This is a genomic window from uncultured Bradyrhizobium sp. (assembly GCF_947648125.1).
Taxonomy (GTDB): domain Bacteria; phylum Pseudomonadota; class Alphaproteobacteria; order Rhizobiales; family Xanthobacteraceae; genus Bradyrhizobium.
This window is the reverse complement of sequence record NZ_CANSMR010000025.1, coordinates 1-24,638: the sequence shown is the minus strand read 5'-3', so window position 1 is coordinate 24,638 and position 24,638 is coordinate 1. Positions and strand designations below refer to the sequence as shown.

Annotated in this window: 21 protein-coding genes; 20 read left to right on the top strand and 1 reads right to left on the bottom strand. The window is 62.0% G+C overall.

Features of this window, described 5'->3' with window-relative positions:
- Positions 1-446: 446 nt before the first annotated feature.
- From Q0030_RS31370 to Q0030_RS31335, 8 genes are all read left to right on the top strand, one after another.
- Positions 447-1,367 (top strand): CoA-transferase, encoded by a 921-nt coding sequence (locus tag Q0030_RS31370; RefSeq protein WP_298376301.1) that lies wholly within the window; start codon positions 447-449, stop codon positions 1,365-1,367.
- Complete coding sequence (locus Q0030_RS31365) at positions 1,360-2,130, top strand: CoA-transferase (RefSeq protein ID WP_194459395.1); 771 nt, start codon at positions 1,360-1,362, stop codon at positions 2,128-2,130. The genes Q0030_RS31370 and Q0030_RS31365 overlap by 8 nt, the downstream gene beginning before the upstream one ends.
- A 27-nt stretch (positions 2,131-2,157) precedes the next feature.
- On the top strand, positions 2,158-3,111 hold the full coding sequence (locus Q0030_RS31360) for a TIGR03619 family F420-dependent LLM class oxidoreductase (protein WP_050401073.1): 954 nt from the start codon (positions 2,158-2,160) through the stop codon (positions 3,109-3,111).
- A gap of 35 nt (positions 3,112-3,146) precedes the next feature.
- Positions 3,147-4,424 (top strand): ArgE/DapE family deacylase, encoded by a 1,278-nt coding sequence (locus Q0030_RS31355; RefSeq protein ID WP_298376098.1) that lies wholly within the window; start codon positions 3,147-3,149, stop codon positions 4,422-4,424.
- A gap of 206 nt (positions 4,425-4,630) precedes the next feature.
- Entirely contained in the window at positions 4,631-7,006 is a 2,376-nt protein-coding gene (locus Q0030_RS31350) for a xanthine dehydrogenase family protein molybdopterin-binding subunit (RefSeq protein ID WP_298376095.1), read from the top strand.
- Positions 7,003-7,842, top strand: a complete 840-nt coding sequence (locus tag Q0030_RS31345) for an FAD binding domain-containing protein (RefSeq protein WP_298376093.1) — start codon at positions 7,003-7,005, stop codon at positions 7,840-7,842. The genes Q0030_RS31350 and Q0030_RS31345 overlap by 4 nt, the downstream gene beginning before the upstream one ends.
- On the top strand, positions 7,839-9,056 hold the full coding sequence (locus tag Q0030_RS31340; protein ID WP_298376092.1) for a 2Fe-2S iron-sulfur cluster-binding protein: 1,218 nt from the start codon (positions 7,839-7,841) through the stop codon (positions 9,054-9,056). Before Q0030_RS31345 ends, Q0030_RS31340 begins: the two co-directional genes overlap by 4 nt.
- 52 nt (positions 9,057-9,108) lie before the next feature.
- Positions 9,109-9,867 carry a GntR family transcriptional regulator gene (locus Q0030_RS31335; protein ID WP_298376090.1) on the top strand — a complete coding sequence of 253 codons (759 nt, stop codon included), beginning with the start codon at positions 9,109-9,111 and terminating at the stop codon, positions 9,865-9,867.
- A gap of 139 nt (positions 9,868-10,006) precedes the next feature.
- On the opposite strand, the gene Q0030_RS31330 is transcribed toward Q0030_RS31335, so the two are convergent.
- Positions 10,007-11,194, bottom strand: coding sequence for a diaminopropionate ammonia-lyase (locus Q0030_RS31330; RefSeq protein ID WP_298376088.1), 1,188 nt, complete (start codon positions 11,192-11,194; stop codon positions 10,007-10,009).
- 255 nt (positions 11,195-11,449) lie between these two features.
- Here Q0030_RS31330 and Q0030_RS31325 point away from each other — a divergent pair, with 255 nt between their 5' ends.
- The 12 genes from Q0030_RS31325 (at position 11,450) to Q0030_RS31270 (ending at position 24,218) form a co-directional block, all read left to right on the top strand.
- Entirely contained in the window at positions 11,450-12,226 is a 777-nt protein-coding gene (locus tag Q0030_RS31325) for a 5-oxoprolinase subunit PxpA (protein ID WP_173638209.1), read from the top strand.
- 21 nt (positions 12,227-12,247) lie between these two features.
- Entirely contained in the window at positions 12,248-12,907 is a 660-nt protein-coding gene (gene npdG, locus Q0030_RS31320; RefSeq protein ID WP_298376086.1) for an NADPH-dependent F420 reductase, read from the top strand.
- A gap of 3 nt (positions 12,908-12,910) precedes the next feature.
- On the top strand, positions 12,911-13,684 hold the full coding sequence (gene cofE, locus Q0030_RS31315) for a coenzyme F420-0:L-glutamate ligase (protein ID WP_298376084.1): 774 nt from the start codon (positions 12,911-12,913) through the stop codon (positions 13,682-13,684).
- Positions 13,681-14,619 (top strand): 2-phospho-L-lactate transferase, encoded by a 939-nt coding sequence (cofD, locus tag Q0030_RS31310; protein ID WP_298376083.1) that lies wholly within the window; start codon positions 13,681-13,683, stop codon positions 14,617-14,619. The genes cofE and cofD overlap by 4 nt, the downstream gene beginning before the upstream one ends.
- A gap of 8 nt (positions 14,620-14,627) precedes the next feature.
- Positions 14,628-15,320, top strand: a complete 693-nt coding sequence (cofC, locus tag Q0030_RS31305) for a 2-phospho-L-lactate guanylyltransferase (RefSeq protein WP_298376081.1) — start codon at positions 14,628-14,630, stop codon at positions 15,318-15,320.
- Positions 15,320-17,725, top strand: coding sequence for a 5-amino-6-(D-ribitylamino)uracil--L-tyrosine 4-hydroxyphenyl transferase CofH (gene cofH / locus Q0030_RS31300; protein WP_298376079.1), 2,406 nt, complete (start codon positions 15,320-15,322; stop codon positions 17,723-17,725). The genes cofC and cofH overlap by 1 nt, the downstream gene beginning before the upstream one ends.
- Positions 17,670-19,268, top strand: coding sequence for a pyridoxal-phosphate dependent enzyme (locus tag Q0030_RS31295; protein ID WP_298376077.1), 1,599 nt, complete (start codon positions 17,670-17,672; stop codon positions 19,266-19,268). Before cofH ends, Q0030_RS31295 begins: the two co-directional genes overlap by 56 nt.
- Before the next feature lie 277 nt (positions 19,269-19,545).
- Positions 19,546-20,709, top strand: a complete 1,164-nt coding sequence (locus Q0030_RS31290; protein WP_198964895.1) for an ABC transporter substrate-binding protein — start codon at positions 19,546-19,548, stop codon at positions 20,707-20,709.
- A gap of 111 nt (positions 20,710-20,820) precedes the next feature.
- Complete coding sequence (locus Q0030_RS31285; RefSeq protein WP_092116278.1) at positions 20,821-21,693, top strand: branched-chain amino acid ABC transporter permease; 873 nt, start codon at positions 20,821-20,823, stop codon at positions 21,691-21,693.
- Positions 21,690-22,724, top strand: a complete 1,035-nt coding sequence (locus tag Q0030_RS31280) for a branched-chain amino acid ABC transporter permease (RefSeq protein ID WP_298376074.1) — start codon at positions 21,690-21,692, stop codon at positions 22,722-22,724. The genes Q0030_RS31285 and Q0030_RS31280 overlap by 4 nt, the downstream gene beginning before the upstream one ends.
- Positions 22,721-23,527, top strand: a complete 807-nt coding sequence (locus Q0030_RS31275; RefSeq protein WP_244549573.1) for an ABC transporter ATP-binding protein — start codon at positions 22,721-22,723, stop codon at positions 23,525-23,527. The genes Q0030_RS31280 and Q0030_RS31275 overlap by 4 nt, the downstream gene beginning before the upstream one ends.
- Positions 23,514-24,218: an ABC transporter ATP-binding protein gene (locus Q0030_RS31270; RefSeq protein ID WP_298376071.1), complete on the top strand. Its 705-nt coding sequence runs from the start codon at positions 23,514-23,516 to the stop codon at positions 24,216-24,218. Before Q0030_RS31275 ends, Q0030_RS31270 begins: the two co-directional genes overlap by 14 nt.
- The last annotated feature ends 420 nt before the right edge of the window (positions 24,219-24,638 follow it).

Below are 24,638 nucleotides of genomic sequence, written 5' to 3'. Positions count from 1 at the left end.
TCTCGTTGACGCCGCTGCGTCCGCTGCCGCACCACGCGGCCGTGGCAGCCGAGTGATCGCTGTAGAAGCAGGCGCTGCATAGCGATGCTTTCGAAAGTGCCGCCACGCTCATAAGCATGATTTGCATAAGCATGATTTGTGCCAAGCACCGTGATGTTCGGCGGGACATCCTATCTATAGGTTCATGGTCCTTATGCTCGACTAACAGGCTTGCGATCGCCAAGCGGCGCAAATGATGCCGTGGCGCCTTTCAAGCGCTCAAGCCGAATTCCGTCACGATTAAGCCGGTGCGAAAATTCTTCTAGACGCATGGGACTAACATTAGTACGATAGATCCAATTGGCAGGAAGGGCCTGCGGTTCGCTCCTCAGCCGCTGCCGGTTGCCGACAAGGAGGATGTTTTGCCGGATACCCTGGTGGAGCCGTACACGCGGCTCAGAGAGAAGATGGCGCAGCGCGACCGAAGCCTGCGCGAGAAGGTGGTGTCGCTCGAGGAAGCGGCAGGCTTCGTCCAAGATGGCATGAAAGTGGGTATTGGCGGGTCAACCATGTCCCGCACGCCGATGGCGATGCTCTGGGAGCTGATCCGCCAGCATCGCAAGGATCTTTCGATCTCGCGCTGCATCGTCTCGACGGACGGCGACCTCGTGTTCGGATCCGGCATCGCGAACCACGTCGTCACCAGCTGGTTCGCCCAGGGGATTCTCTGGGGCCTGTCCAAGGTGATGCGGCATCACGTGGAAAATGGCGGCAAGCGCTATGAGGAATGGAGCCACATGGCCGTCGGCATGCGCTTTCGCGCCGGCGGCATGGGCGTTCCGTTCCTGCCGACCCGCGCCATGTTGGGGTCGGATATCGTCGGTCAGCGTCCCGAAGCCAAGCAGATCGACTGTCCGTTCACCGGCGAGAAGCTGCTACTGGTTCCCGCACTCAACCCCGACGTCGCGCTGATCCACGTTCAGCGTTGCGACCCCTACGGCAACGCCCAGATCGACGGCCTGCAATTCATGGACATCGATCTCGCGCTCGCCGCCAACAGCGTGATCCTTACGACCGAGCGGATCGTCTCGAACGACCAGATTCGGCGCGCGCCGGACCAGACGAAGATCCCGTTCTTCTGCGTCGATGCCGTGGTCGAGGTTCCCTACGGATCGGCGCCGCACGAGTGCTACGGCCTCTACGAGCCGATGATGCGGCACATGGAAACCTATGTCGCGCAGGTCAACGCGGATCCCGTGAAGGGCATGCAGGAATATCTCGACCGCTATTTTTACAGCCCGAAGTCCTGGAACGAATATCTCTCGCTGATCGGCATGGATGAGGTGTTGGAGGCAACGCAGAAGGGCAGGAGCATCTATAATGACTGAGGCGCAGCGCTACACCGCAAGCGAAATTCTCGCGATCTTGAGCGCGCGCCAGCTGCAGGACGGGCAGGTGGTCTTCGCCGGCATCGGCGTGCCGCTGCTCGCTGCAACCCTGGCCCAGCGCACCCGCTGTCCGGCTCTGACCATTCTGTTCGAGGGCGGCGTGGTCGGCGCCTTCGTCGAGCCGGGCAAACTGCCGCCATCGACCAACGACCAGCGCTGCACCAAGCGCGCCAACATGGTTCTCGGCAGCGCCGATGTCCTGCTGCTGCTCCAGCGCGGCTACGTCGATGTCGGCTTCATGGGCGGCGCCCAGATCGATCAGTTCGGCAATCTGAACTCGTCGTTCATCGGCGATCCGGCGAAGCCGAAGACGCGCCTGCCGGGTACCGGCGGCGGCAACGACATCTCCAGCCTGACCAACATGATCGTCGCGATGAAGCACGAGAAGCGGCGCTTCGTCGAAAAGGTCGACTTCATCACCAGCCCCGGATTCATCCGCGGCGGCACCAGCCGGCGCGACTCCGGCCTGCCCAGCGGCGGCATGTGGCGCGTGATCACCGAGCTCGCCGTGTTCGGCTTCGACGACAGGACCCGGCGCATCAAGGTGCTGGCGCTCAATCCCGGCGTCAGCCGCGAGGAAGTGCAGGACAATACCGGTTTCAGGCTCGACTTCGACGAGAAGCTCCACGTCACGTCGCCGCCGACCGATCACGAACTCGAGACGCTGCGGATGCTCGATCCCGACCGTCTCTTCACCGCTTAAAGCTACACCAAGTCCGGAGATCTATTGATGACCACGCTCGCCAACACGTTTGGTATTGCCGCGCGCAACTTCACCGCTTATCCCGAAATGCCCAACGCCCGGGCGCTCGTCGAGTATGGCGTTCGGGTTGAGGAGCTCGGCTACGATTCGGTCTGGGTCTGGGATCACATGCTTCTCGGCGTGGATCCGAACTTCCCGATCATCGACTCCTTGACGACCCTGACGGGCATCGCCGCGCGCACGAAGCGGATCAAGATGGGTACCGGCATCCTGGTTCTGCCGCTCCGCAACGCCGTGGCGCTCGCCAAGCAGCTCTCGAGCATGGATCAGCTGTCCGAGGGCCGTCTGATCATGGGCATGGCGTCCGGATGGTACAAGCGCGAGTTCGACGCGCTCGGCATTCCCTTCGAGAAGCGCGGCAAGATCATGGATGAGAATCTTGAGATCATGCGCCGGCTGTGGACCGAAGAGTCGGTTTCGGGCGAATACATGCGCCACAACATTTCCAAGGCGGTGATGTACCCCAAGCCGGCGCAGCCGCAAATTCCGCTGCTGATCGGCGGATACGCCGATCCCGTGCTGAAGCGCGCCGCCTTGAACGGGGATGGCTGGCTCACCTACTTCTATCGTCCTGCCGACTTCAAGAAGTCCTGGGACAAGATCATCAACTTCGCCAAGGAGGGCGGCAAGGATCCGTCGACTTTGAAGAACGCCTCGCAGTTGCCGATCATGATCGGCAAGTCACGGCAGGCGGTCGAAGCCGACATGATGGACTGGCTCAACAAGGAGTGGGATTTCCCGGCTCACAGCGATTGCAGCCGCGAGAGCGCCATCATGGGCTCGGTCGATGAGTGCGTCGCCCAGCTGCGCGAACACATTGCGCTGGGCGTCCAGAAGATCATCTTCGTCCCGTACAAGTATCAGGCGGACCAGGTCGAGACCATTGCGCGTGAGATCATCCCACGCCTGCGCGCCAAGTAACCAGCCCGGAAACGCTCAACACAGGCGACAAGCAGATGACTGACCCCGTACGCAAGAAGATTATCGACAAGGTCGACGCTTCGAAAGATCACGCGATCAAGTTCCTCCAGGATATGGTCGCGATCCCGAGCGTGACCGGCGACGAAGCCGCGATCCAAAAGCACATGCACGGCTATCTGACCGAGATCGGTCTTGAGGTCGACATGTGGGAAACCAATTGGGAGGAGCTGAAGAAGCATCCCGGCTATCGCCCGGTTGACCGCGGCTATGAGAATCGCCCCAACATCGTCGCGACCCTGAAGGGCACCGGCGGCGGCCGCTCGCTGCTTCTCAACGGCCACACCGACGTGATCCCGGTCGGCAACGGCGAGGGATGGAGCGACAATCCGTGGTCGGCCTCGATCAAGAACGGGCGCATCTACGGCCGCGGTTCGTGCGACATGAAGAGCGGCGTTGCCAGCCACGTGCTCGCAGTCCAGTACTTGAAGGAGCTTGGGCTCACGCCGAAGGGCGATGTCATGATCAACATCGTGATCGACGAGGAAGTCAGCGGACACGGCACGCTCGACACCGTCATCCGCGGATACAAGGCGGATGCCGGCATTTCCGGCGAAACCAGCGATTTGTTCGTGCAGCCGGCCTGCATCGGGCGCATCTGGTTCCAGATCGATATCGAAGGCAAACCCGCCGGTATCCAGCAGCGTTACCTCGGCATCAGCGCCATCGAGCTCGGCAACAAGATCGTAAAAGCCGTGCAGGAGCTGGAAGACGAGCGCGTGGCGAACGTCAAGCACGCGCTTTACCCGAGTGCCATTGACTCCTTGCCTTGCATCATCGGCAGCTTCCAGGCCGGTAACTATCCGAGCGCCTTCCCGGCGAGCGCCGTTCTGAAGGGATCGATCGGTACGGTGCCGAGCGAGGACCACGAGGGCGTCAAGCAGAGCCTCGTCAAGAAGATCGCCGAAGTTGCGGCCCAGGACCCCTGGATGAAGGACCATCCTCCCGTGGTGAAGTTCGTCGGCTACGACGCCGAGGCCTCGGAGATTCCGGTTCAGCATCCGATCGTGCAGACCGTCTGCGACGTCTATACGGAGGTGACCGGCAAGAAGCCCACGATCTCGGGGCGCCAGGGCGCAGCGGACACAAGGTTCTTGAACAAGTACGCGAATACGCCAACCGTGATCTTCGGACCTGGTTCGACGGCGGTCATGCATGCGAACGACGAGTATGTCTCGATCGATGATTATCTGACGGCCATCAAGGTCATGGCGCTCAGCATCTACGACTGGTGCAATTCCGTCCCAGCCAAGTAATCAAAGGGCCGGATCGATCGGAAAGGGGGCCATGGTTTGGGCCCCTTTTTTTGGCGGCGTCGGTGGTGCGAACTCGCTATTGTCGCACGCGGGAGGGGTCTCGAGACTCGACGCTCAATCGTAATGATGCTATCATTGCGATAATAGAATGAATCTGGTTCGAGCAGTCGATCGCTCCGGACGCGGACGATAAGAGAGGGCGCGGAGTGGGAAAGCAGGGCGTTGGAGCTTCGATTGCCCGGAAGGAAGATGATCGTTTTCTTCGCGGGCGGGGCGAATATGTCGGCGATATTCGTTTGCCCGGCATGCGCGACGTTGCGTTCGTCCGTAGCCCGCTTGCACATGCGCGCATCAAGGACATTCGTATCCCGGCGCATCTTCGCGGCAGCGTCTTCATCGCGTCGGATATCGCGGCCGATACGCGCCCGATTCGCGCTGTGTCCGGATTGCCAGGCTTCAAGCCGTCCGATCAGCCGATCCTCGCGTTCGAGAAGGTCCGACAAGTCGGCGAATTGATCGCGATGTGCGTCGCCGATACCCGCGCGGAGGCCGAGGACATTGCGGCTGCCGTCGAGGTTGATTTCGAGGAACTGCCGGCCGTGCATGACATGCTGCTGGCGCGGCGTCCGGACTCGGCCCTGGTGCACGAGGAGTGGGGCGACAATGTCTTCCTCGAGACGCTTGTCGACATCAACATGGAGGCGGCCTACGACGCTCCAATCAAGATCACGCGCGAGATATCGACTGCGCGGCAGAGCATGGCGCCGATGGAAGGCCGCGGCACGGTTGCCGTCTGGCACAAGCGGATGGACCAGCTCGTCCTCTACACCGGCAATCAGCAACCGCACATCGTGCGCAACGGCCTGTCGGAGTGCCTCAATCTCGAACAGCTGAAGATCCGCATCGTCTCGCCCGATGTCGGTGGCGGTTTCGGCTACAAGGGCATCGTGCTGACGGAGGATGTTTGTCTCGGTTGGCTCGCCATGCGCTGTGGCTATCCGGTGCGCTGGATCGAGGATCGCCGCGAGCATTTGACGGCGGGCGCGAATTGCCGCGAGCATCACTATAACATCACCGTCTATGCCGATCGCGACGGGAAACTGCGCGGTGTCGAGTGCGAGGCCTCGGTCGATTCCGGCGCCTATTCGTCCTATCCGTTTTCGGCATGCCTGGAGGCTGCGCAGATCGCCAGCATCCTGCCCGGGCCGTACGATTTCCCGTCCTATCGCTGCCGCACCTGGTCGGTCTCCACCAACAAGTGCCCGATCCTCCCTTACCGCGGCGTTGCCCGCACCGGCGTTTGCTACGCGATCGAACTGATGATGGACGCGATCGCACACGAATGCGGTCTCGAGCCGTACGAGGTAAGGCTCAAGAACCTGGTGCGGCCGGAGCAGATGCCGTTCGACAACATCACGAAGAAGCATTTCGACAGCGGAAATTATCCGGAATCGCTGCGGCAGGCTCTGGCGAAGATCGATTTGGCCGGTCTCCGCGCGCGCCAGAAAAAGGGCGAGCCGGACGGTCGTTTGATCGGGGTCGGGCTATCAGTCTATTGCGAGCAGGGCGCGCATGGCACGTCGGTCTACGCGGGCTGGGGCATCCCGATGGTTCCGGGACACGAACAGGCGACCGCCCGCATGACCCCCGACGGCGGCCTCGAGCTGCGCATCGGCGCGCATTCGCATGGTCAGAGCATGGAGACCACGCTTCCGCAGGTTGCGCACGAGATCCTTGGCATCGACATCGCGCGCATCAAGCTGGTTCACGGCGACACCGAGTACACGCCTTACTCGACGGGCAGCTGGGGATCACGCTGCGCGGTGATGTCCGGCGGCGCCGTTGCGACCGCCTCGCGTGAACTCGCCAAGCTCATCAAGGGCATTGGCGCGCATCTGCTGCAGACCGAAGTCGAGAACGTCAAGCTCGAGAACGGCGCGGTCGTTGGTCCGTCCAACAGCGTGAAGATCGATGAAATTGCGCACACCTGGTATCGCAGGCCGCAGGATCTGCCGGCAACTGTTGATCCAAGAGGCCTCGAGGTCACCATCGGCTACAAGCCGGCGCGTGATTCCGGCACGTTCAGCTATGCGACCCATATCGCGGTGGTCGCCGTCGATCCGGAGCTGGGCGATATCGAGCTGATCGACTACGTGGTCGTCGAGGACGGCGGCCAGCTGATCAACCCCATGGTCGTCGACGGACAAATCTATGGCGGGCTGGCGCAAGGCATCGGCACCGCAATGTATGAGGAAATGAATTTTGATACGTCGGGGCAGCCGCTCGCATCGACCTTTGCCGATTATCTGTTGCCGGGCCCGACCGAGGTGCCGGCGCCCAAGCTTGGCCACATGGAGACGTTGGCGCCGTATACGGAGTTCGGTGTCAAAGGCATCGGCGAGGGCGGCGCCATTGCGCCTCCGGGAGCGATCGGCAATGCGGTCAACGACGCCTTGCGGCCTCTCGGTGCCCAGGTCTTGCACACACCGATGACGCCACGGCGCGTTCTCGAGGCCATCCAGTCCGCAGCCGAGCGCCGCAAGGCGAAGGCGCCCGAACTGGCGGAAGGGTTGCCGGCGTGAAACCAGTCAATTTCGACTATGTGCGCCCCGATGCGGTCGATGCGGTGATCAGGCTCATCGCGGACGACAGCAGAACCGTCAAGATGATGGCCGGGAGCCAGTCGCTCGGGCCGATGTTGAATCTCAGGCTCGTGCAGCCCGATCTGATCGTCGACCTGACCGGGATCGAAGAGCTGCGTTGCTTCAGTGACGGGGCCGACGAAATCTCGATCGGGGCTTGCGTCACCCATGCCGATATCGAGGATCTCCGCGTCACTGACGTCACGCGCGGCGCGCTGCCGACGGTGGCCAACGGCATTGCATATCGCGCGGTGCGCAATCGCGGCACCATCGGCGGAAGCTTGACGCATGCCGATCCGTCGGCCGACTGGCATTCGATCCTCGCCGCGGTCGGCGCGAAAGTCGTGCTGCGGGGCCCAGCCGGTGAGCGGACCGTGGCTGTTGAGGACTACATGGTGAGCGCGCTTGAAGCCGACCTGCGCCCCGGCGAAGTTCTCGTTCGCGTCGTGGTGCCGCGACTGAGCAAATCGGCGCGCTGGGGCTATTACAAGAGCTGCCGCAAGACGGGCGAATTTGCCCACGCGATCGGCGCGTTCATGACCGACCCCGATCGTGGCGTCAGCCGTGCGGTGATCGGCGCGACGGAGAGCCGTCCGATCGTCATTGCCAAGGCAGGCAATGTGATCGGCGACGGCCGCGCTCCGCGGCTGAGCGACAGTTTCGACCGCGGGGCCGTCGGCGAGATTCTGGAGAAGGCAGGGATGGTCGATCCCCTGGACAAGCAAACCCATGTCGCCGCGCTGCGCCGCGCGATCGAGCAGGCACGGCCGCAATGAGCACCTGCAACCTCAATGTCAACGGGAGCGCCGTCAGCGCGGAGATCCAGCCGCGGACGCATCTTGCGGACTTTCTCCGCGAGAAGCTCAATCTGACCGGCACCCATCTGGGCTGCGAGCACGGCGTCTGCGGTGCATGCACACTGCTTGTCGATGGCGTGCCGACGCGCTCCTGCATCACCTTCGCGTTGGCTTGCCAGAAAGCCGAAGTCACGACGATCGAGGGGCTCGACGACGACGAGATCACGCGCGAATTGCGTGCGGCGTTCACACGGGAACACGGCCTTCAATGCGGCTATTGCACGCCGGGGATGGTCGTGTCGGCGCGCGATGTCGTGCTGCGCATGCAGGACCCCAGCGAGCGCGATATCCGCGTGGCCATGAGCGGAAACCTTTGTCGCTGCACCGGCTATGTCGGCATCGTCCGCGCCATTCAAAGTGTAATCGCAGACCGCAGGCGACGAGGGATCGCGGCGATTCCAAACGGAAACCGGACGCGTCTTGGACCCTCGGGCTCCGGCAATGTGACTGCGGTGACCGCGGCTGCGGCTCGGCCCAAGGCAAACGCCGCACCAACTGTGAAAAAGGCCGAAGCTCCGGCAGCGGCGGCCTCGCTCAGGGATACGAGCTGGAAGCCGCAAACGACCTTCACGCAGAGCTTCACCGTCGGGCATCCGGTCGATGACGTCTGGAATTTCTTCTCCGACATCGGCGCGGTCGCCGCCTGCCTGCCGGGTGCATCGTTGGCCGGAGAGCCGGTCGACGGTCACGTCGACGGCCAGATCAAGATCAAGGTCGGGCCGATCTCTGCCGAATTTCAAGGCATCGCCGATGTGACGCGCGATGATGCGACCCGCACGGGCACGATTGTCGGCGCAGGCAAGGACAAGCGCAGCAACTCCTCAACCCGCGGTCTGATCGGTTATGCCGTCAAGCCGGGTGACGTGGAGAACCAAACCAGGGTCGATCTCAGCATTGGCTTCACCTTGACCGGGGCCCTGGCGCAGTTCAGCCGCTCCGGCTTGATCCAGGACGTGGCCGGACGAATCATCGCTGTTTTTGTCCAGAACCTGGAGACGCGGCTCTCCCATCGATCGGGAGGAGGCGAGGGCGAGCCGGCCATGGTCAGGGAATTCGACGCCGGCGCGCTCATGCGATCGATGGCGTTGGACTATGTGAGGCGGGCGTTGCGATGGCTGTTGCGACGATCCTAGTTGTTCGGCGATAAAACTCGCCTTTAGCGATGAAATGGACTATCTTACTATCATGAATAAGCTAGTCCCAAACTACGAGCGCAGCCGGGTCCCCCTCTACGTGCAGGTCGCATCGGTCATGCGTCAGCGGGTCGAGTCCGGGCAATGGCAAGAGGGCGACAAGATCTCGACCATCGAGGAGCTCGAAACCGAATTCGGCGTCGCGCGCGTTACGGTCCGGCAGGCGATCGAGATGTTGCGGAACGAAGGTCTCCTCGACGCGCAGCAGGGACGCGGGACGTTCGTGTCCGGAAGACCCAAGAATCGTCACTGGCTGAACCTGGCCAATGATTTCGAGTCGATGGTCGATTCCGTCAGGAACAACGTCCTCAAGCGCGTCTATGTCGAGGAGAACGCGGAGCCGCCCCGGCTCGCTGCGCATGAAGGGCAGCCCGCCGCCAGCTACGCCTTTCTCAGAAGCGTGCAATACAATGAGGACGAGCCGTTTTCGGTCGTCAACCTCCATCTGGCGCGCAACCTCTATCTCAAAGACCGCAAGCGCTTCACCCACACGGCCGCGCTGACGAAGATCATGGAGATGGACGACATCACGCTCGCCCATGCTCATCAGGTTGTGACGATCGGCGTGGCCGATCCCGAAACGGCCGAGCTGCTCAAGATCGGCCTCGGCGAACCAACGGCCGATTGCCGCTTGGTGCTGGTCGACAGCAACGACATCGCCGTCTATGTCGCGAACATCCACTATCATCGGAGTTGCTTCGCGCTGCGTTCCGATCTTCTCGAAAAATCGAAGAAGCGAACGAAGGCCTGACGAAGGAGCGGGCGGGAAGCCCGCTCCTGATCCGCGCTAGAGCGTTTTCGAGCGAAGTGGCGACCGGTTCGCGTGAAGAAAACGCGTCAAAACAAGAATCTAGAGCTTCGGTTCTGATGTAATCAGAACCGAAAATGCTCTAGGCGAGGATACTGGCCGGCGAAGCGCCCACGATTTCCGTGTAGCGCTTCTGGTCGGTCGCACCTTCGGTGTTGATCAGCAGCACGCGCGATGCCTGGTTCAAGCCCAGCGATTCACGCGCGGTGCTGCTCTTGGCGGCGCGCCAAAGGCCAGCCAATCCGGCAGCGCCGCTTTCGCCGGCCACAATGGCAGGATCGTCGCCTGTCGGGTGTGCGAGCCGGCGCATCGCTGCCGCGGCACCTTCTTCGCCGACCATCATGAACGCGTCCGCCTTCCGCGACAGGATGCGCCAGGCCACTAGAGATGGCTCGTAGCATTCGAGCATCGCCATGATCGTCGGCTCACCATGGGCGATCTTGATCGGCGCGCCCGCGATGGCGCTTTGATAGAGGCAGGCAGCCCGTTCGGGCTCGACGACCACGAATGTCGGCCGGCTCTTGCCGAAGACGACATCAAAGTAACCGGCGACCGCGGCCGCGAGGCCGCCGACGCCGGCTTGGATGAAGACGTGGGTGGGCGCCTCCGGCTGCTGCCGGAGGATCTCGTTCAGCATCGCCGTATAGCCCTGCATGACCAGTCCGGGGATGCGCTCATAGCCGGGCCAGGACGTATCCGAGACGACGATCCAATGATTATCCTGGCAGACCTTGTCGGCGACCGCGACGGAATCGTCGTAGGTGCCGGGCACCCGCACGATTTCCGCGCCGAAGCGGGCAATCGCCTGCACGCGCTCATCCGTGACCCCGGAATGCACGAAAATGACCGCCTTGGCTCCCACCATCTGCGCGCCGGCCGCGACCGATCGTCCATGATTTCCATCAGTGGCGCAGCCGACCGTCAGGCCGCGCGCGATCTCGCGTATGGCGGGTGTCCCGATCTCGCTGATATCCACCGCGCGGCCCAGCTTGTTGCCGGCATGCTCCAGCAGTAGCCTGACGACGGCGTAGGATCCGCCCAGTGCCTTGAAGCTGCCGAGGCCGAGCCGATGCGATTCGTCCTTGATGTGGATGGACTTCACCTCGAATTCGCGGGCGAGCGCCGGCAGCGATCGCAGCGGCGTTTCCGCGTGGTTCGGTCGAAAGCTGAGAAAGCGCTCGACTTCGTTGGCTTCTTCACGCGCGAGCGTGGCGGCATCCGCCGGGTCGAGCGGTTGGTCGTGAGATGAACTTGTATTCGACAGGAACATTCGAACCGGCCTTCGCGATGGGTTGTTTGGTGGGACCCGCTGCCGCTGATCGGACGTGTCGTCATCGGGCAGCGTAGCTTGCCAGGATTGGGGATACATACTATCATTGGGATGATGGTTCAATACGGTTCTCGTGAGGCGGCCACCTGCTGTCGTCGCTCCAAAGCGATCTTCGGAAAAGCGGGAAAAATTGTTTGCAAAAGGGATTGTCTTGCTAATGATAGGACGTTATAGGTCAAGCAGACGAGGTGACGGATGACCATATCGATCAACTTGAACGCCGACATGGCCGAAGGGTTCGGCGCCTATGACGTCGGTGACGATGCCGGGATCCTCAAGATCATCGGATCGGCCAATATCGCCTGCGGCTTTCACGCCGGTGACCCGCGGGTGATGCGCAACGTTGTGCGCGAAGCCAAGCGCCTCGGCGTGACGATCGGTGCTCATCCGGGTTTCAACGATCTCTGGGGCTTCGGGCGTCGGCGCATCGATATGCGCCCCGATGACCTCGAATACATGGTCGCCTACCAGATCGGCGCGCTGCAGGCGATGGCGGCCTACGAAGGCGAACGGGTCACCCACCTCAAGCCGCATGGCGCGCTCAACAACATGGCCGCCGAAGACGCCGAATATGCGCTTGCGATCGGCCGCGCCATCAAGGCCGTCGATCCGCGCATCATCTATGTGGCTCTCGCGGGGTCGGAGATGGAGAAGGCCGGCCGCAAGCTCGGCCTTCCCGTCGCAATCGAAGGCTTCTGCGATCGCCAGTACGACGACGACGGCAATCTGACATCGCGCAAGATCGCGGGCTCGGTCATCAAGGACGCGGCGGTCGCCACCCGGCAGGTGCTCGATATGGTGTTGAACAACACCATCACCTCCCGCAACGGCAAGAAGATCAAATGCAAGGTCCACTCGCTGTGCGTCCATGGCGACGAGCCCACGGGCGTCGCCACGGCCCGTGCGGTGCGGGAGGGCCTCGAGAAGGCCGGCGTCAAGCTCGTGCCGCTCACTGAAATGCCCCTCGACTAATCCTGGAAAGGCCACCGAGACATGAACACGAAACCGACGATTGCCATCCTTGGAGGAACCGGTGACTTGGGATCCGGCCTCGCAAAATGCTGGCTTGCGGCCGGTTACAAAGTCATTCTCGGTTCACGCTCTGCGGAGAAGGCCAGGAGCGCGGCCCAGACCATGACCGGCGATGTCGCGGGCGACGACAATTCCGCCGCCGCCCGGGCTGCCGACATCGTCGTCGTTGCCGTGCCGTTCGCGAGCCATGATGCGACGCTGAACGAAGTCAAGGACGTGGTTCAAGGCAAGATCGTCGTGGATGCCGCGGTGCCGCTGGTGCCGCCGAAAGTGTCCGTCGTCCAGCTTCCATCCGCCGGTTCGGCCGCGCAGATCGCGCAGCAGTTGCTGGGACCCGGCGTGCGGGTCGTCTCCGCCTTCCACAATGTGGGCGCGACCAAGCTGCATCAGGGCAACCGGGCGGATTGCGACGTTCTGGTCTTCGGCGACGACAAGGCGGCGCGCGACGTCGTCATCGGTCTCGCGAACGAAGTCGCATCCGCCGGTATCGACGGCGGCGTGCTGGCAAACTCGGCTGCGGCCGAGGCGCTCACATCCGTGCTGATCGGGATCAATCGGCGCTACAAGGTGCCCGGCGCCGGCATCCGTATCACCGGTCTGTCCGCGAGCCCAGGTGTCTGATCCATGCCTGTGGGGACGCGAGTCGAATACATCGCCCTGCAGGACATTCGGCGCGTCGAGCCGGGCGAGGATCTTGCCGCGCTCGTCAGGCAGGGCCTCGCCGGGATGTCTCTCGAGCTGCAGCGGGGTGACATCCTTGTCATTGCGCAGAAAATCGTCTCGAAATCCGAAGGGCGGTACGTTCGGTTGAGCGACGTCGAGCCTTCCCCGGAGGCGCTCGAACTCGCGGCGACGGTCGGCAAGGACCCGCGTTTCCTTGAGGTCGTGCTGCGCGAATCCACCGAAGTCGTCAAGACACGACCGAACGTCGTCATCGCCGCGCATCGGCTCGGCTTCGTCATGGCCAACGCCGGCATCGATCAATCGAACATCGAGCACCGTGAAGGCGAAGAGCGCGTTCTGTTGCTGCCCAAAGATCCCGACGGATCAGCGCAGAAGCTGAAGCTCACGCTGGACGCAGCCGGCGACCTCAATCTTGGAATCATCATCAACGACAGCTTTGGCCGTCCCTGGCGCAATGGTGTCGTCGGCGTGGCGATCGGCGCTGCCGGCATTCCCTCACTGTTGAGTCAAATCGGCGTCCCAGACATGTTCGGCCGGGCGATGCGCGTCACTGAGGTTGCCATCGCCGATGAGATCGCCGGCGCCGCTTCGCTCCTGATGGGACAAGCGGGCGAGGGGATGCCGATCATTCTTGTCCGTGGCCTGACGCTTGATGGAGCGGCCTCCCCCGCGGCCGCGCTCGCGCGACCCAAGAGCCAGGACATGTTTCGATGAGTGGCGCTGACCTCAACGTTGTTGCGCTTTGCGGCGGGGTCGGCGGCGCCAAGCTTGCCTATGGTCTCAATCGCTTGCTGGGCGCCAAGCTCGCCGTCATCGTCAACACAGGCGACGACTTCGAGCATCTCGGTCTCGCGATCTCGCCGGACATCGACACCGTCGTTTATACCCTTGGCGAACTTGCCGATGAAGAGCGTGGTTGGGGACGAGCCGGCGAAAGCTGGAATTTCATGGAGGCGCTCGGCGGCCTGAAGGGCGAGACGTGGTTTCGTTTGGGAGACCGTGATCTTGCCATGCACGTCTTGCGCTCGCGCGCGCTGAGCGCCGGCGTAACCTTGACCGATTTCACGGGCGGGATTGCATCGTATCTCGGCATTGAAGCGAGCATCTTGCCGATGACCGACGATCCGTTTGCGACGATCGTCGTGACGGCCGACCAGAAGCTCGCGTTTCAACGCTATTTCGTCGAGCTGCAGGCGCGGCCTGAGGTCAGGAAGATCGAATTCCAGAGCCCCAGCGGTGGAACGGCGACCAGCGCCGCATTGGAGGCGATCGGCGCGGCTGATGCCATCATTGTCTGTCCGTCGAATCCGTATCTCAGCATCGATCCGATCCTGGCTGTACCCGGTATCCGGGCGGCCCTGGATGCGACCAAGGCCCCCATCGTTGCCGTCTCGCCGCTGGTCGGCGGCCGCGCCATCAAGGGACCGACCGCAAAGATCATGAACGAACTCGGCGTCGCGACAAACTGCGCCTCGATCGTCAGGCACTATGGCTTCCTCGATGGTCTGGTGATGGATCGCGAAGACCAGGCCGACGCCGATGCGATCGGCATTCCCGTGGATGTGAGGAACACGATCATGCGCTCGAAGGATGAGCGCGTTCAGTTGGCACGCGAGTGTCTCCGATTTCTCGATCGACTAAAAAGCTGAGCGAAGCGATGGACGATTCCGAAACCTGGGCCCTCGTGCCTGTCAAACGGTTCAGTCAAGCAAAGAGCAGGCTGGGTGACATCCTGGTGGCGACCGAGCGCACAAAGCTGGCGCAAGCCATGTTGTGCGATGTTCTCGGAAACCTGCGGGATACGCGCTCGCTGGCCGGCATCGCTGTGGTGAGCGCCGACCCGGAAGCGTTTGCGATCGCCAAGCGCTTTGGCGCGGCCATGATCTTTGATGAGGCCGAGACCGGCGTTAATGCCGCGGTGCAGCGTGGCCTCGATGCGTTCCAACCTTACGAGCGACGGGTTCTTGTTGTGCCCGCCGATATTCCGTTCGCCCGTCCGGAGGACTTCGAACACGTCATCCGGTTGCTAGATCACACGCCGATCGTGCTGGTACCTGCGCTTTACGACGGTGGCACAAATGCTCTGGCGATGCGGTCGCCCGACATGCTGGAGCCTCGATTTGGCGAAGAGAGCTTCCGCGCGCACCGCGCCCTGGCGCGACAGCGGCGACTGAGCTGCAGCGTGTTCAAGTCCCATGGCATTGGCAAGGACATCGACTGCCCAATCGACTTTGGTCCGTATCTGATCTCGTCGCAGAACCTCGGAACGACTGGTTCGTTTCTTGATGAGCTCAAAATCGCCGAGCGCTTCGGCATCGACGACCATCCCGTTCCCGTGAGGCTGTTCTGATGACGTCCGTCTTGAATCTCTCGTTCGACCGCCGCCTGTCCCGAAGCGAAGCCTACGAGCTTATCGATGTTGCTGACATCGACGAACTCCTGACGGCCGCCGCCAAGCGAAGGGATGCCGCACACGGCGATGTCATCACCTATTCGCCCAAGGTGTTCATCCCGCTCACCCAGCTTTGTCGCGATGTCTGTCACTACTGCACGTTCGCCCACGCGCCGCGTTCGAACGTGAAGCCGTATCTCTCGGTCGAGGAGGCGGTCTCGATCGCCAAGGCCGGCAAGGAAGCTGGCTGTCACGAGGCGTTATTTACGCTCGGCGACAAGCCCGAGCTTCGTTATCGCGTCGCGCGTGAGGAGCTGACCAGGCTCGGCCACGAATCCTCGCTGTCATATCTCGCCGAAGTCGCCCGGGCCGTCTTCGAGCAGACCGGCCTGCTCCCTCACGTCAATCCCGGGATCATGAGCGAGCTCGACCTTGCGATGCTGCGCAAGGTATCGGTCTCGCAGGGGATCATGCTGGAGTCCGCGTCTGATCGGCTCTGCGCGAAGGGCGGCCCCCACTTCGGATCGCCGGACAAGGTGCCGGCCGTCAGGCTTCAGACAATCAAGACTGCCGGTGAGCAGGCCATTCCGTTCACATCCGGAATCCTGATCGGTATCGGGGAGACCAGGGCCGAACGGATCGATGCATTGCTGGCCTTGCGGGACCTGAATGATGCGCATGGGCATCTGCAGGAGATCATCATCCAGAACTTCCGGCCAAAGGTTGGGACGCGCATGGCCAATGCGCCGGCGCCTTCCGTGGGCGATCATCTCTGGACCATCGCTGTCGCCCGCTTGATCTTCGAGCCTGAGATGAACATTCAGGCGCCGCCGAACCTCAGCCCGGCAGCACTGGGGCGCGTCGTTGCGGCAGGGATCAACGATTGGGGTGGCGTTTCGCCTGTCACGCCGGACCACGTCAATCCCGAAGCACCATGGCCGCATCTGCGGCTCCTGGACGCTGCAACGCGGTCAACCGGCAAGCGGCTCGAGAAGCGGTTGCCGATCTATCCGGGCTTCGCACGCTATCCCTCGCGCTGGCTCGACAACAAGCTTTTGAAGTCGGTCCTCGATCGCATCGATGGGGACGGATTTCCTCGCAGCGATGACTGGCATCCCGGCCACATCGGCGGGGTTCCGTCGCGCGAGCTCGGATGGCTGAAATCCGCACCGCGCGGAGTGCATGGCAGCGAGGTCACGTCCGTCATTGCCAGGGCCCAGCGCGGCGATGAGCTTTCGGAAGGCGAGATTGTCAGGCTGTTCCGCTCCCACGAGCGCGACTTTGCCAGCATTTGCCGGGCGGCCGACGAATTGCGGAGCAGCGTCAACGGCGACGTGGTGTCTTACGTCGTATGCCGCAACATCAACTACACCAACATCTGCTCCTTCAAATGCCAGTTCTGCGCCTTCTCGAAGGGGAAAATGAGCGAGAATCTGCGCGGCCGGCCCTACGACCTCGAGATGTCCGAAGTCGCGCAGCGGGTCACCGAGGCCTGGGACCGCGGCGCCTCGGAGGTGTGCATGCAGGGCGGCATCCATCCCTCCTACACAGGGCAGAAGTATCTGGATGTCTGTCGGGCCGTGAAGGGCGCCGTCCCGGCCATGCATCTCCATGCGTTCTCGCCGCTCGAGATCCATCAAGGGGCGCATACCCTTGGCATTTCTGTTGCGGAGTTCCTGCAGGAGCTGAAGGCGGCCGGCTTGGGTACCCTGCCCGGAACGGCTGCTGAAATCCTCGACGACGGGGTGCGCGAGACGCTCTGCGCGGACAAGATCAGGACCCAGCAGTGGCTCGACGTCATGCGCACGGCACATTCGATCGGGCTCCGATCGACGGCCACCATCATGTTCGGCCATATCGAGCGCTACGACCATTGGGCGCGGCATCTGCTCCGGCTGCGACGCTTGCAGGCGGAGACTGGCGGATTTACCGAGCTCGTACCGTTGCCGTTCGTCCACATGGAAGCGCCGATCTATCTCAAGGGCCGGGCGCGTCCGGGCCCGACATTCCGCGAGGCGGTCCTGATGCATGCGGTGTCGCGCCTCGTCCTCAATCCACACATCACCAATATCCAGGCGTCCTGGGTCAAGATGGGACCGGAGGGACTGCGGCACTGCCTTTCGGCTGGCGTCAACGACCTCGGCGGCACGCTGATGGATGAGAGCATTTCGCGGTCGGCCGGTGCGTCGCACGGCCAGGAAATGACACCGCAGGAGCTCGAGTCGATCATCATTTCGGCAGGCCGTGTGCCGCGTCAGCGCACGACGACGTACGGCGTCGCGGACGACGTCCGGAGGCAGCGCTCATTTGACGCGGTCCGCGAGCGGCAGACCAGCACGGGTATACGATCCGCGGGGTGCTAAAGGACCCGGAAGGCCGCGAGAGCAGAGAACTCTCCAACAGGGATGTTTGAAAATGGCGTTTGTAATCGAGCCGAATGTTGTCGACAGGAAAGGTTGGCGGCAAGCCGCGGCGCAAGCGCGCAAACTTAACCTGACGCTGCCGACCTTTTCTCAGCTCGCGCATCCACCGCTTCCGTCGGCCAAGGTGTGGGAGGACATCGCGGCGATCGGACCGGATGAGCCGAGCGCCGCGAACCTCTGGCGCATGCACTGGTACAATGCGGAAAACCGCAGAGGCAGGGACCTGGTGCCGGGCTATATCGTGCTGCCAAAGGAGATCACCGGCGTCGATGCCAAGATCATCGTGCTGCTCGGCAATCGCTTCCCGATGATCGGCGCGCACAAGGTCCTGCCGGCATATGCCGCCTTGATCGAGCAGCTCGTGACCGGGCGGTTCGATCCATCTAAACAGAAGGCTGTTTGGCCTTCCACCGGCAATTACTGTCGTGGCGGTGTCGCCGTTTCACGGATCCTCGGCTGTCGCGGCGTTGCCGTTCTACCCGAAGGGATGAGCCGCGAGCGCTTCGAATGGCTCGAGAAGTGGGTGACGGATCCGGCCGACATCATCCGGACACCCGGCACCGAGAGCAACGTCAAGGAGATCTACGACAAGTGCGCGGAGCTCAGGCGGGACGACAGCAACGTCATTCTCAACCAGTTCTCGTCGTTCTCGAACTATCTCATCCACTATGAATGCACGGGGCGCGCGGCGGAAGATGCCTTCAAGGCGTTCAATCAGGACGATAACCACGAATTGGCGGCCTTCGTCTCGGCAACCGGATCGTCGGGGACAATCGCCGCGGGTGATTTTCTCAAGACACGCTGGGGCTCGAAGGTCGTTGCCGTCGAGGCGCTCGAGTGTCCGACGATGCTCAACAATGGCTATGGTGAGCACAACATTCAGGGGATCGGCGACAAGCACATCCCGCTCATTCACAATGTCATGAACCTCGACTTCGTTGTCGGGGTCTCGGACCGAACCACGGACCAGCTCAACCTGCTGTTCGGCTCGAAGGCGGGCCGGGATTATCTCGAGACGCGCCGCGGTCTCGAACCGGCGCTGGTGCGCGCCTTTGACCATGTCGGAATCTCCGGGCTCGCCAACATCATCGCCTCGATCAAGCTGGCAAAGCAGATGAATTACGGGCCCGAAAAGGCCGTCGTCACCGTGGCGACGGACAGTGCTTCCATGTACGGCAGCGAACGCAGGCAGTTCGAAGAGAAGCATTACGGGCGTGGCCTTGATCAGGTGAACGCCGCCGAAATCTTCGGCGCCTGCCTGCTCGGCGCCGCCTCCGACAATGTCGTCGAGCTGACGGAGCTTTCGCGCCGCGCCGTCTTTAACCTCGGCTACTACACCTGGGTCGAGCAGCAAGGCGTTTCAGTTGCCGATTTTGAGCGGCGCCGCTCCCAGTCCTTCTGGAGCAAAATTCAGGACAGCCTGGGCGAATGGGACCAACTCACCATCGAGTTCAATAAGGAAGCGAATTTGGCGAACGCTTGATCGGCACGCGCGGCATCGTGTCCGTCGAAGGAGTTTCGAAATTGGTCTAGGCGAAAGCAATCGCGCAAATGATGAGCTGCTGCGTCAAATGAGGGCACTGCGAAAACAAAAATAGAGCAGGGCGCCTGCTTGACGACAGATTAGAAGTATCTTTAAGATACTAAGAATAGGATGATAGGATCATCCCGGCGGTGACGAATGGCCAGCACCCATAAGCTGGCGCGCTGCACTGGTGTTTCGTTCCCTAGGCATGGCTCAAGCGAGCACAGGAGGAAAGATGAAGCGAGCACACGGATTGATTACGGGCGCGGCCCTTGCCGCGGCAATGTCGACCGCATTGGCGACGGGCGCCGCGGCACAGACCATCAAGATCGGTGTCAATGAGCCGCTCACCGGTCCGTTCGCCGCTTCCGGTACCTATGTCGTCAACGGTGCAAAGATTGCCGCCGACGAAATCAACGCCAAGGGCGGCTTGCTCGGTCGCAAGATCGAGCTGGTCATCGAGGACAACAAGAGCAATCCGACGGAGGCCGCGGCCGTCGCCGAGAAGTTGATCACCGGCGACAAGGTGCCCGTGATCATGGGCGCCTGGGGCTCGAGCCTGACGCTCGCGGTGATGCCGAAGCTCATGGAATACAAGGTCCCGATGGTGGTCGAGACCTCTTCCTCGAGCAAGATCACGACGTCGGGCAATTCCTACATCTTCCGCATCTCGCCGCCGTCGTCGGTCGAGGCGACCGAGTTCAAGTCCATCATGCCGTCACTCGGCATCAAGAAGGCGGACTTCCTGGTCATCAACAATGACTGGGGACGTGGATCGGCCGAGGACTTCGGCAAGATCATGAAGGCCCAGAACATTCAGGTCGGCCTCGTCGAAATCATGGATCAAGCCGCCCAGGACATGAGCGCTCAGCTTGCCAAGATCAAGGCAACCGACTCGGACACGATCATGGTCACGACTGCGGTCGAGCAGCTCACCCTGGTGTTGAAGCAGGCCGCAGCGCTCGGCATCACCAAGCGGATCGTCACCACCGGCGGCTCGCAGAACCCGGATCAGCTGATCGAGCAGGCCGGCGCCGCAGCGAACGGCTCGATGCATTTGACGACCTTCGCGCCCTGGTATCCGGACAAGACCCCGGACCCGGCAGCAACGAAGTATTTCCTCGGCGAGTGGAAAAAGCGTGGCTATGCGATCGCAGGCGCGACTGAAAGCTTCCGCGGCTACGACGGTATTCGCACGATCGCCAATGCGATCCAGCGGGCCGGCAAGGCAGAGCCCGCGGCGATCACCGACGCGCTATGGACGACCGACTTTGCCGGCCTGAATGGTCAGATCAAGTTCCAGAAGCAGGGGCCGGCCGGCAAGGAAAGCGGCCAGAGCATGCCCAACCTCTATCTGATCAAGATCGAGAACGAAAAGATCGTCCTGTCGGGCTCCTGAGCTCGACGATCGCAGAAGGCGCCACCATAATTGGTGGCGCCTTGGCATTGCCTCGCCCATTAAACATGCTCTGAAGAGAGGATCAGCGGTCTTCCGGCCGAAAAAATCAGCATGACCGAGCTTCTGCAACACATCGTCAACACGCTCATCCTGGGCAGCACCTACGCGCTGCTTGGGATTGGGCTCACGCTCATCTTCGGCATCATGCGCGTCGTCAATTTCGCGCACGGTGAGCTTTACTCCTTCGGGGCCTATGCGCTGTATTTCGTCGGTGTGATGCTCGGCCTGAATTTCTTCCTTGCGCTGATCGTGGCGGTCGTCCTGGGCTGCTTTGCTGGTGCGCTGATCGAGGTCGTCTTGCTGCGCCCGATGCGTGGCGCGGACATCGATACGACCATGCTGGTCATGATCGGCGCCATGATCGTGATGCAAAATGGCGAGCAGTTCGTCTGGGGTGGTGTCGCCAAGTCGGTTTCGACGCCGTTTCCGGAGCTTCCGCTCGTCATTGGTTCGATTTCGGTGTCCTGGTTGCGCCTGTTCGTCTTCTGCGCTGCCCTTGCCCTGATCGGAGTGTCCTATCTCCTGATCAACCGCACAAAACTCGGAAAGGCGATGCGCGCCACCTTCCAGGATCGCGACGCTGCTTCGCTCATGGGCGTCAACATCCAGTTCATCTACATGGCAACGTTCGCGATCGGCTCGAGCCTCGCGGCAGCGGCGGGCGCATTGCTCGGACCCGTCTATGTCATCTCCCCGCAAATGGGCAATCTTGCTTCGCTGAAGGCTTTCGCCATCGTCATCCTGGGCGGTCTCGGCAGCATTGGCGGGGCCACCATCGGCGGCTTCTTGTTGGCGTTGGCCGAGGAACTTGGCGCTGGATACGTTTCGTCGGGCTACCGCGATGCCATGGGTTTTCTGATCATCATCGTCGTTCTCCTCTTCAAGCCGACCGGCCTCTTTGCACGCGCGGAGCGGATCGGATGAAGCGCCTGATCCCCTATATCGCGCTCGCAGCATTCGTATCCGTCCCGCTCTGGCTGCAGGATCCGTATCTGCTGAACGCCTTCATCACGACGGGTATCCTGATTGTAGCGGCGATGAGCCTCAATCTCCTGCTCGGGTACACGGGACAGCTGAGCCTTGGTCACGTCGCCTTCTTTGGCATTGGAGCCTACACCAGCGCGCTCGTGTCGCTGGGCTTCGATGTCGAGCTTATCGGCGGTATCCGCGTGGTTCACGAACCCTGGCCGGTCTGGACCGGGTTTGTGATCGGTACCCTGGTTGCGGCGCTCTGCGGCTACGCCGTCGGCAAGCTGTCCTTCAAGGTGCGGGGCGCCTACTTCGTCATCGTGACCATCAGCTTTGCGGAAGTGGTCCGGCTGGTCGCGCTGAACTGGGTCGAGTTGACCCAAGGGCCGCTGGCCTTGACCTCGATCCCGCCGATGACGCTGGGATTCCCCGGAGTTGGCTATCTCGACTTCTACAGCAAGCAATCCAACTATTATCTCGTGCTTGCCGTCCTTGTGGTGTCCTACATCGTCATCCAGCGTCTGGTTTACTCTCGCGTCGGGCGCGCAATGATTGCGCTCAAGGAGAACGAGTCGCTCGCGGTCTCGGTCGGCATCGACGTGACCCGCTATTTGGTGCTGGCCGCGATCTTTTCGGCCGGCATCGCGGGGGCCGCCGGCAGCCTCTACGCCCATTACCTCAAGATCATCGATCCCGACGTGTTTGCGTTCCTTTACACGGTCACGATGGTGATCATGGTGATCTCGGGCGGCAAGGGCACTCTTGCGGGACCCATCGTTGGCGGCCTCATCTTCGGCTTCATTCCCGTCGCCGCTCGTTCTTTCGCCACGCCCGAGATTCAGTGGATCCTCTATGGCCTGCTGATGATCATCATCGTCTTCGTGTTGCCGAAGGGGATCGTCCCCGCCATCGAGAAGTGGTTCTCCGCGCCGAATACCAGCGTTGATCCGGAGCCTCTCCGAGCCAAGATGCACGACACGCCATGAGCACCATGCCCTCCAACGCTCCGCAGCCAGTTCTGTCCGTTGAACATATCGCCGTGCATTTCGGCGGACTGATTGCGATCACCGATATGAGCTTCGTCGTCAACCAGGGTGAGATTGTCAGCCTGATCGGACCGAACGGCGCCGGCAAGACGACGGCCTTCAACGTCATCACCGGCTTTCTGCGGCCGACCAAGGGCGAGGTGCGCTACAAGAATACCTCGCTCAGCAACCTCAAGCCGCATGAAGTCACCTCGCTCGGCCTGGCGCGGACCTTTCAGCGTACCAGCGTGTTCCAGAGCGTGACCGTCTTCGAGAATGTGATGATCGGCTTGCATCGACGGAGCCGGTCGACACTGCTGGATACGCTGCTGGCCTTGCCGCGCGAAGGGCGTGCCGAGGCGGAGTTGAGGAATCTTGCGCACGAGCTGCTCGAAATCGTCGGGATCGCACGCCGTGCCGACGAGCTCGCCGGGTCGCTGTCTTATGGCGACCAGCGCTTGCTCGGCGTCGCGCTTGCCCTTGCTACAGACCCGTCGATGCTGCTGCTGGATGAGCCGGTGTCGGGCATGAACGCGACGGAAACCGCCCGGTTCATGGAGCTGCTCAACAAGCTGCATGGCCGCGGCATGTCGATCCTGCTGGTGGAGCACGATGTGCCCATGGTCATGGGCGTCTCCGATCGCATTGTCGTGCTCAACTACGGCCGCATCATTGCCGAAGGGCCTCCTGCGGCGATCCGCGGCAATCCCGAGGTCATTCGTGCCTATCTGGGTGAAGGAGCCAGCCGGCATGCTGCACATTAATGGTCTTGTTTGCCGGTATGGCAAGGTCGAAGCGCTCAAGGGCGTCACCTTGTCGATCGGGCAGGGGCAGCTGGTCGCTCTGATCGGAGCGAACGGTGCGGGCAAAAGCACGACGTTGCGGGCGATCTCGGGAATCCTGCCTTCGGCCGCCGGACGGATTACGTTCGACGGGCATGACATTACGAGGTGCTCGGCTCGGGAAATCCTGGGCAAGGGGATAGCCCATTGCCCTGAGGGGCGGCGAGTATTCCCGGACATGACCGTCGACGAAAATCTCGACATGGGCGCGTATCTACGGTCCGACCGTCGGGAGATCGCGGCGGATCGGGAGCGGATCTTCGGGATGTTTCCGCGATTGGCCGAGCGCCGGCATCAGGTGGCGGGAACACTATCCGGCGGCGAGCAGCAGATGCTGGCGATCGGGCGCGCGATCATGTCCAAGCCCAGGCTCATGATGTTTGACGAACCATCGCTCGGCCTGGCGCCCAACATCGTCGAACAGGTGTTCTCGATCATCGATGGCATCAGGAAATCCGGAACGACGGTCTTGATGGTCGAACAGAACGCCTACTCGGCGCTCGAGATGTGCGACTACGCCTATCTTCTGGAGACCGGCTCGATCGTTCTTTCCGGCAGCGGCAAGGATCTGATCGACGATGAGCACGTGCGATCTGCCTACTTGGGCGGATGACGGTAGGTGAGCAGGAACGACGGGAATCTCGTGGGCGGTGCGGCGCGAGCGAGAGACGAGGTGAGTTCCGACGAATGCCTTGTGCTTCTCGCGTCGTTCATGAGGGTGCGGGATCGCAAGGCCCGCGCCGAGATCGTCAAGTTTGCGCAACGGTGCGCCGACTTCAAGTCCGGCGGAATTGTCTCCTTTGGGCTCGAGACGCCACGCGATTGATGCGTCGGCGTTGGCAAGCTGGAAATTCCTTCGACGCAGGCGGCCACCTTGGGATCGAGGACGATCTTCTGGGCAATACCGTGCTTGCGTCGCTGATTTGGTGAATGACCTCGTTGGTTCTCAAGAGTGGTGCTGTGAGTGTGAAGATCGCCGTTGCCAAGGAAATCGATGCGTCCGAGCCGCGGGTTGCGGTCTCGCCCGATACCA

Coding starts and splice junctions, on each gene's coding strand:
- Q0030_RS31370 (WP_298376301.1), top strand. CDS start 447: ATGGCGCAGCGCGACCGAAGCCTGCGCGAGAAGGTGGTGTCGCTCGAG.
- Q0030_RS31365 (WP_194459395.1), top strand. CDS start 1,360: ATGACTGAGGCGCAGCGCTACACCGCAAGCGAAATTCTCGCGATCTTG.
- Q0030_RS31360 (WP_050401073.1), top strand. CDS start 2,158: ATGACCACGCTCGCCAACACGTTTGGTATTGCCGCGCGCAACTTCACC.
- Q0030_RS31355 (WP_298376098.1), top strand. CDS start 3,147: ATGACTGACCCCGTACGCAAGAAGATTATCGACAAGGTCGACGCTTCG.
- Q0030_RS31340 (WP_298376092.1), top strand. CDS start 7,839: ATGAGCACCTGCAACCTCAATGTCAACGGGAGCGCCGTCAGCGCGGAG.
- Q0030_RS31335 (WP_298376090.1), top strand. CDS start 9,109: ATGAATAAGCTAGTCCCAAACTACGAGCGCAGCCGGGTCCCCCTCTAC.
- Q0030_RS31330 (WP_298376088.1), bottom strand. CDS start 11,194: ATGTTCCTGTCGAATACAAGTTCATCTCACGACCAACCGCTCGACCCG.
- Q0030_RS31325 (WP_173638209.1), top strand. CDS start 11,450: ATGACCATATCGATCAACTTGAACGCCGACATGGCCGAAGGGTTCGGC.
- npdG (WP_298376086.1), top strand. CDS start 12,248: ATGAACACGAAACCGACGATTGCCATCCTTGGAGGAACCGGTGACTTG.
- cofE (WP_298376084.1), top strand. CDS start 12,911: ATGCCTGTGGGGACGCGAGTCGAATACATCGCCCTGCAGGACATTCGG.
- cofD (WP_298376083.1), top strand. CDS start 13,681: ATGAGTGGCGCTGACCTCAACGTTGTTGCGCTTTGCGGCGGGGTCGGC.
- cofC (WP_298376081.1), top strand. CDS start 14,628: ATGGACGATTCCGAAACCTGGGCCCTCGTGCCTGTCAAACGGTTCAGT.
- cofH (WP_298376079.1), top strand. CDS start 15,320: ATGACGTCCGTCTTGAATCTCTCGTTCGACCGCCGCCTGTCCCGAAGC.
- Q0030_RS31290 (WP_198964895.1), top strand. CDS start 19,546: ATGAAGCGAGCACACGGATTGATTACGGGCGCGGCCCTTGCCGCGGCA.
- Q0030_RS31285 (WP_092116278.1), top strand. CDS start 20,821: ATGACCGAGCTTCTGCAACACATCGTCAACACGCTCATCCTGGGCAGC.
- Q0030_RS31280 (WP_298376074.1), top strand. CDS start 21,690: ATGAAGCGCCTGATCCCCTATATCGCGCTCGCAGCATTCGTATCCGTC.
- Q0030_RS31275 (WP_244549573.1), top strand. CDS start 22,721: ATGAGCACCATGCCCTCCAACGCTCCGCAGCCAGTTCTGTCCGTTGAA.
- Q0030_RS31270 (WP_298376071.1), top strand. CDS start 23,514: ATGCTGCACATTAATGGTCTTGTTTGCCGGTATGGCAAGGTCGAAGCG.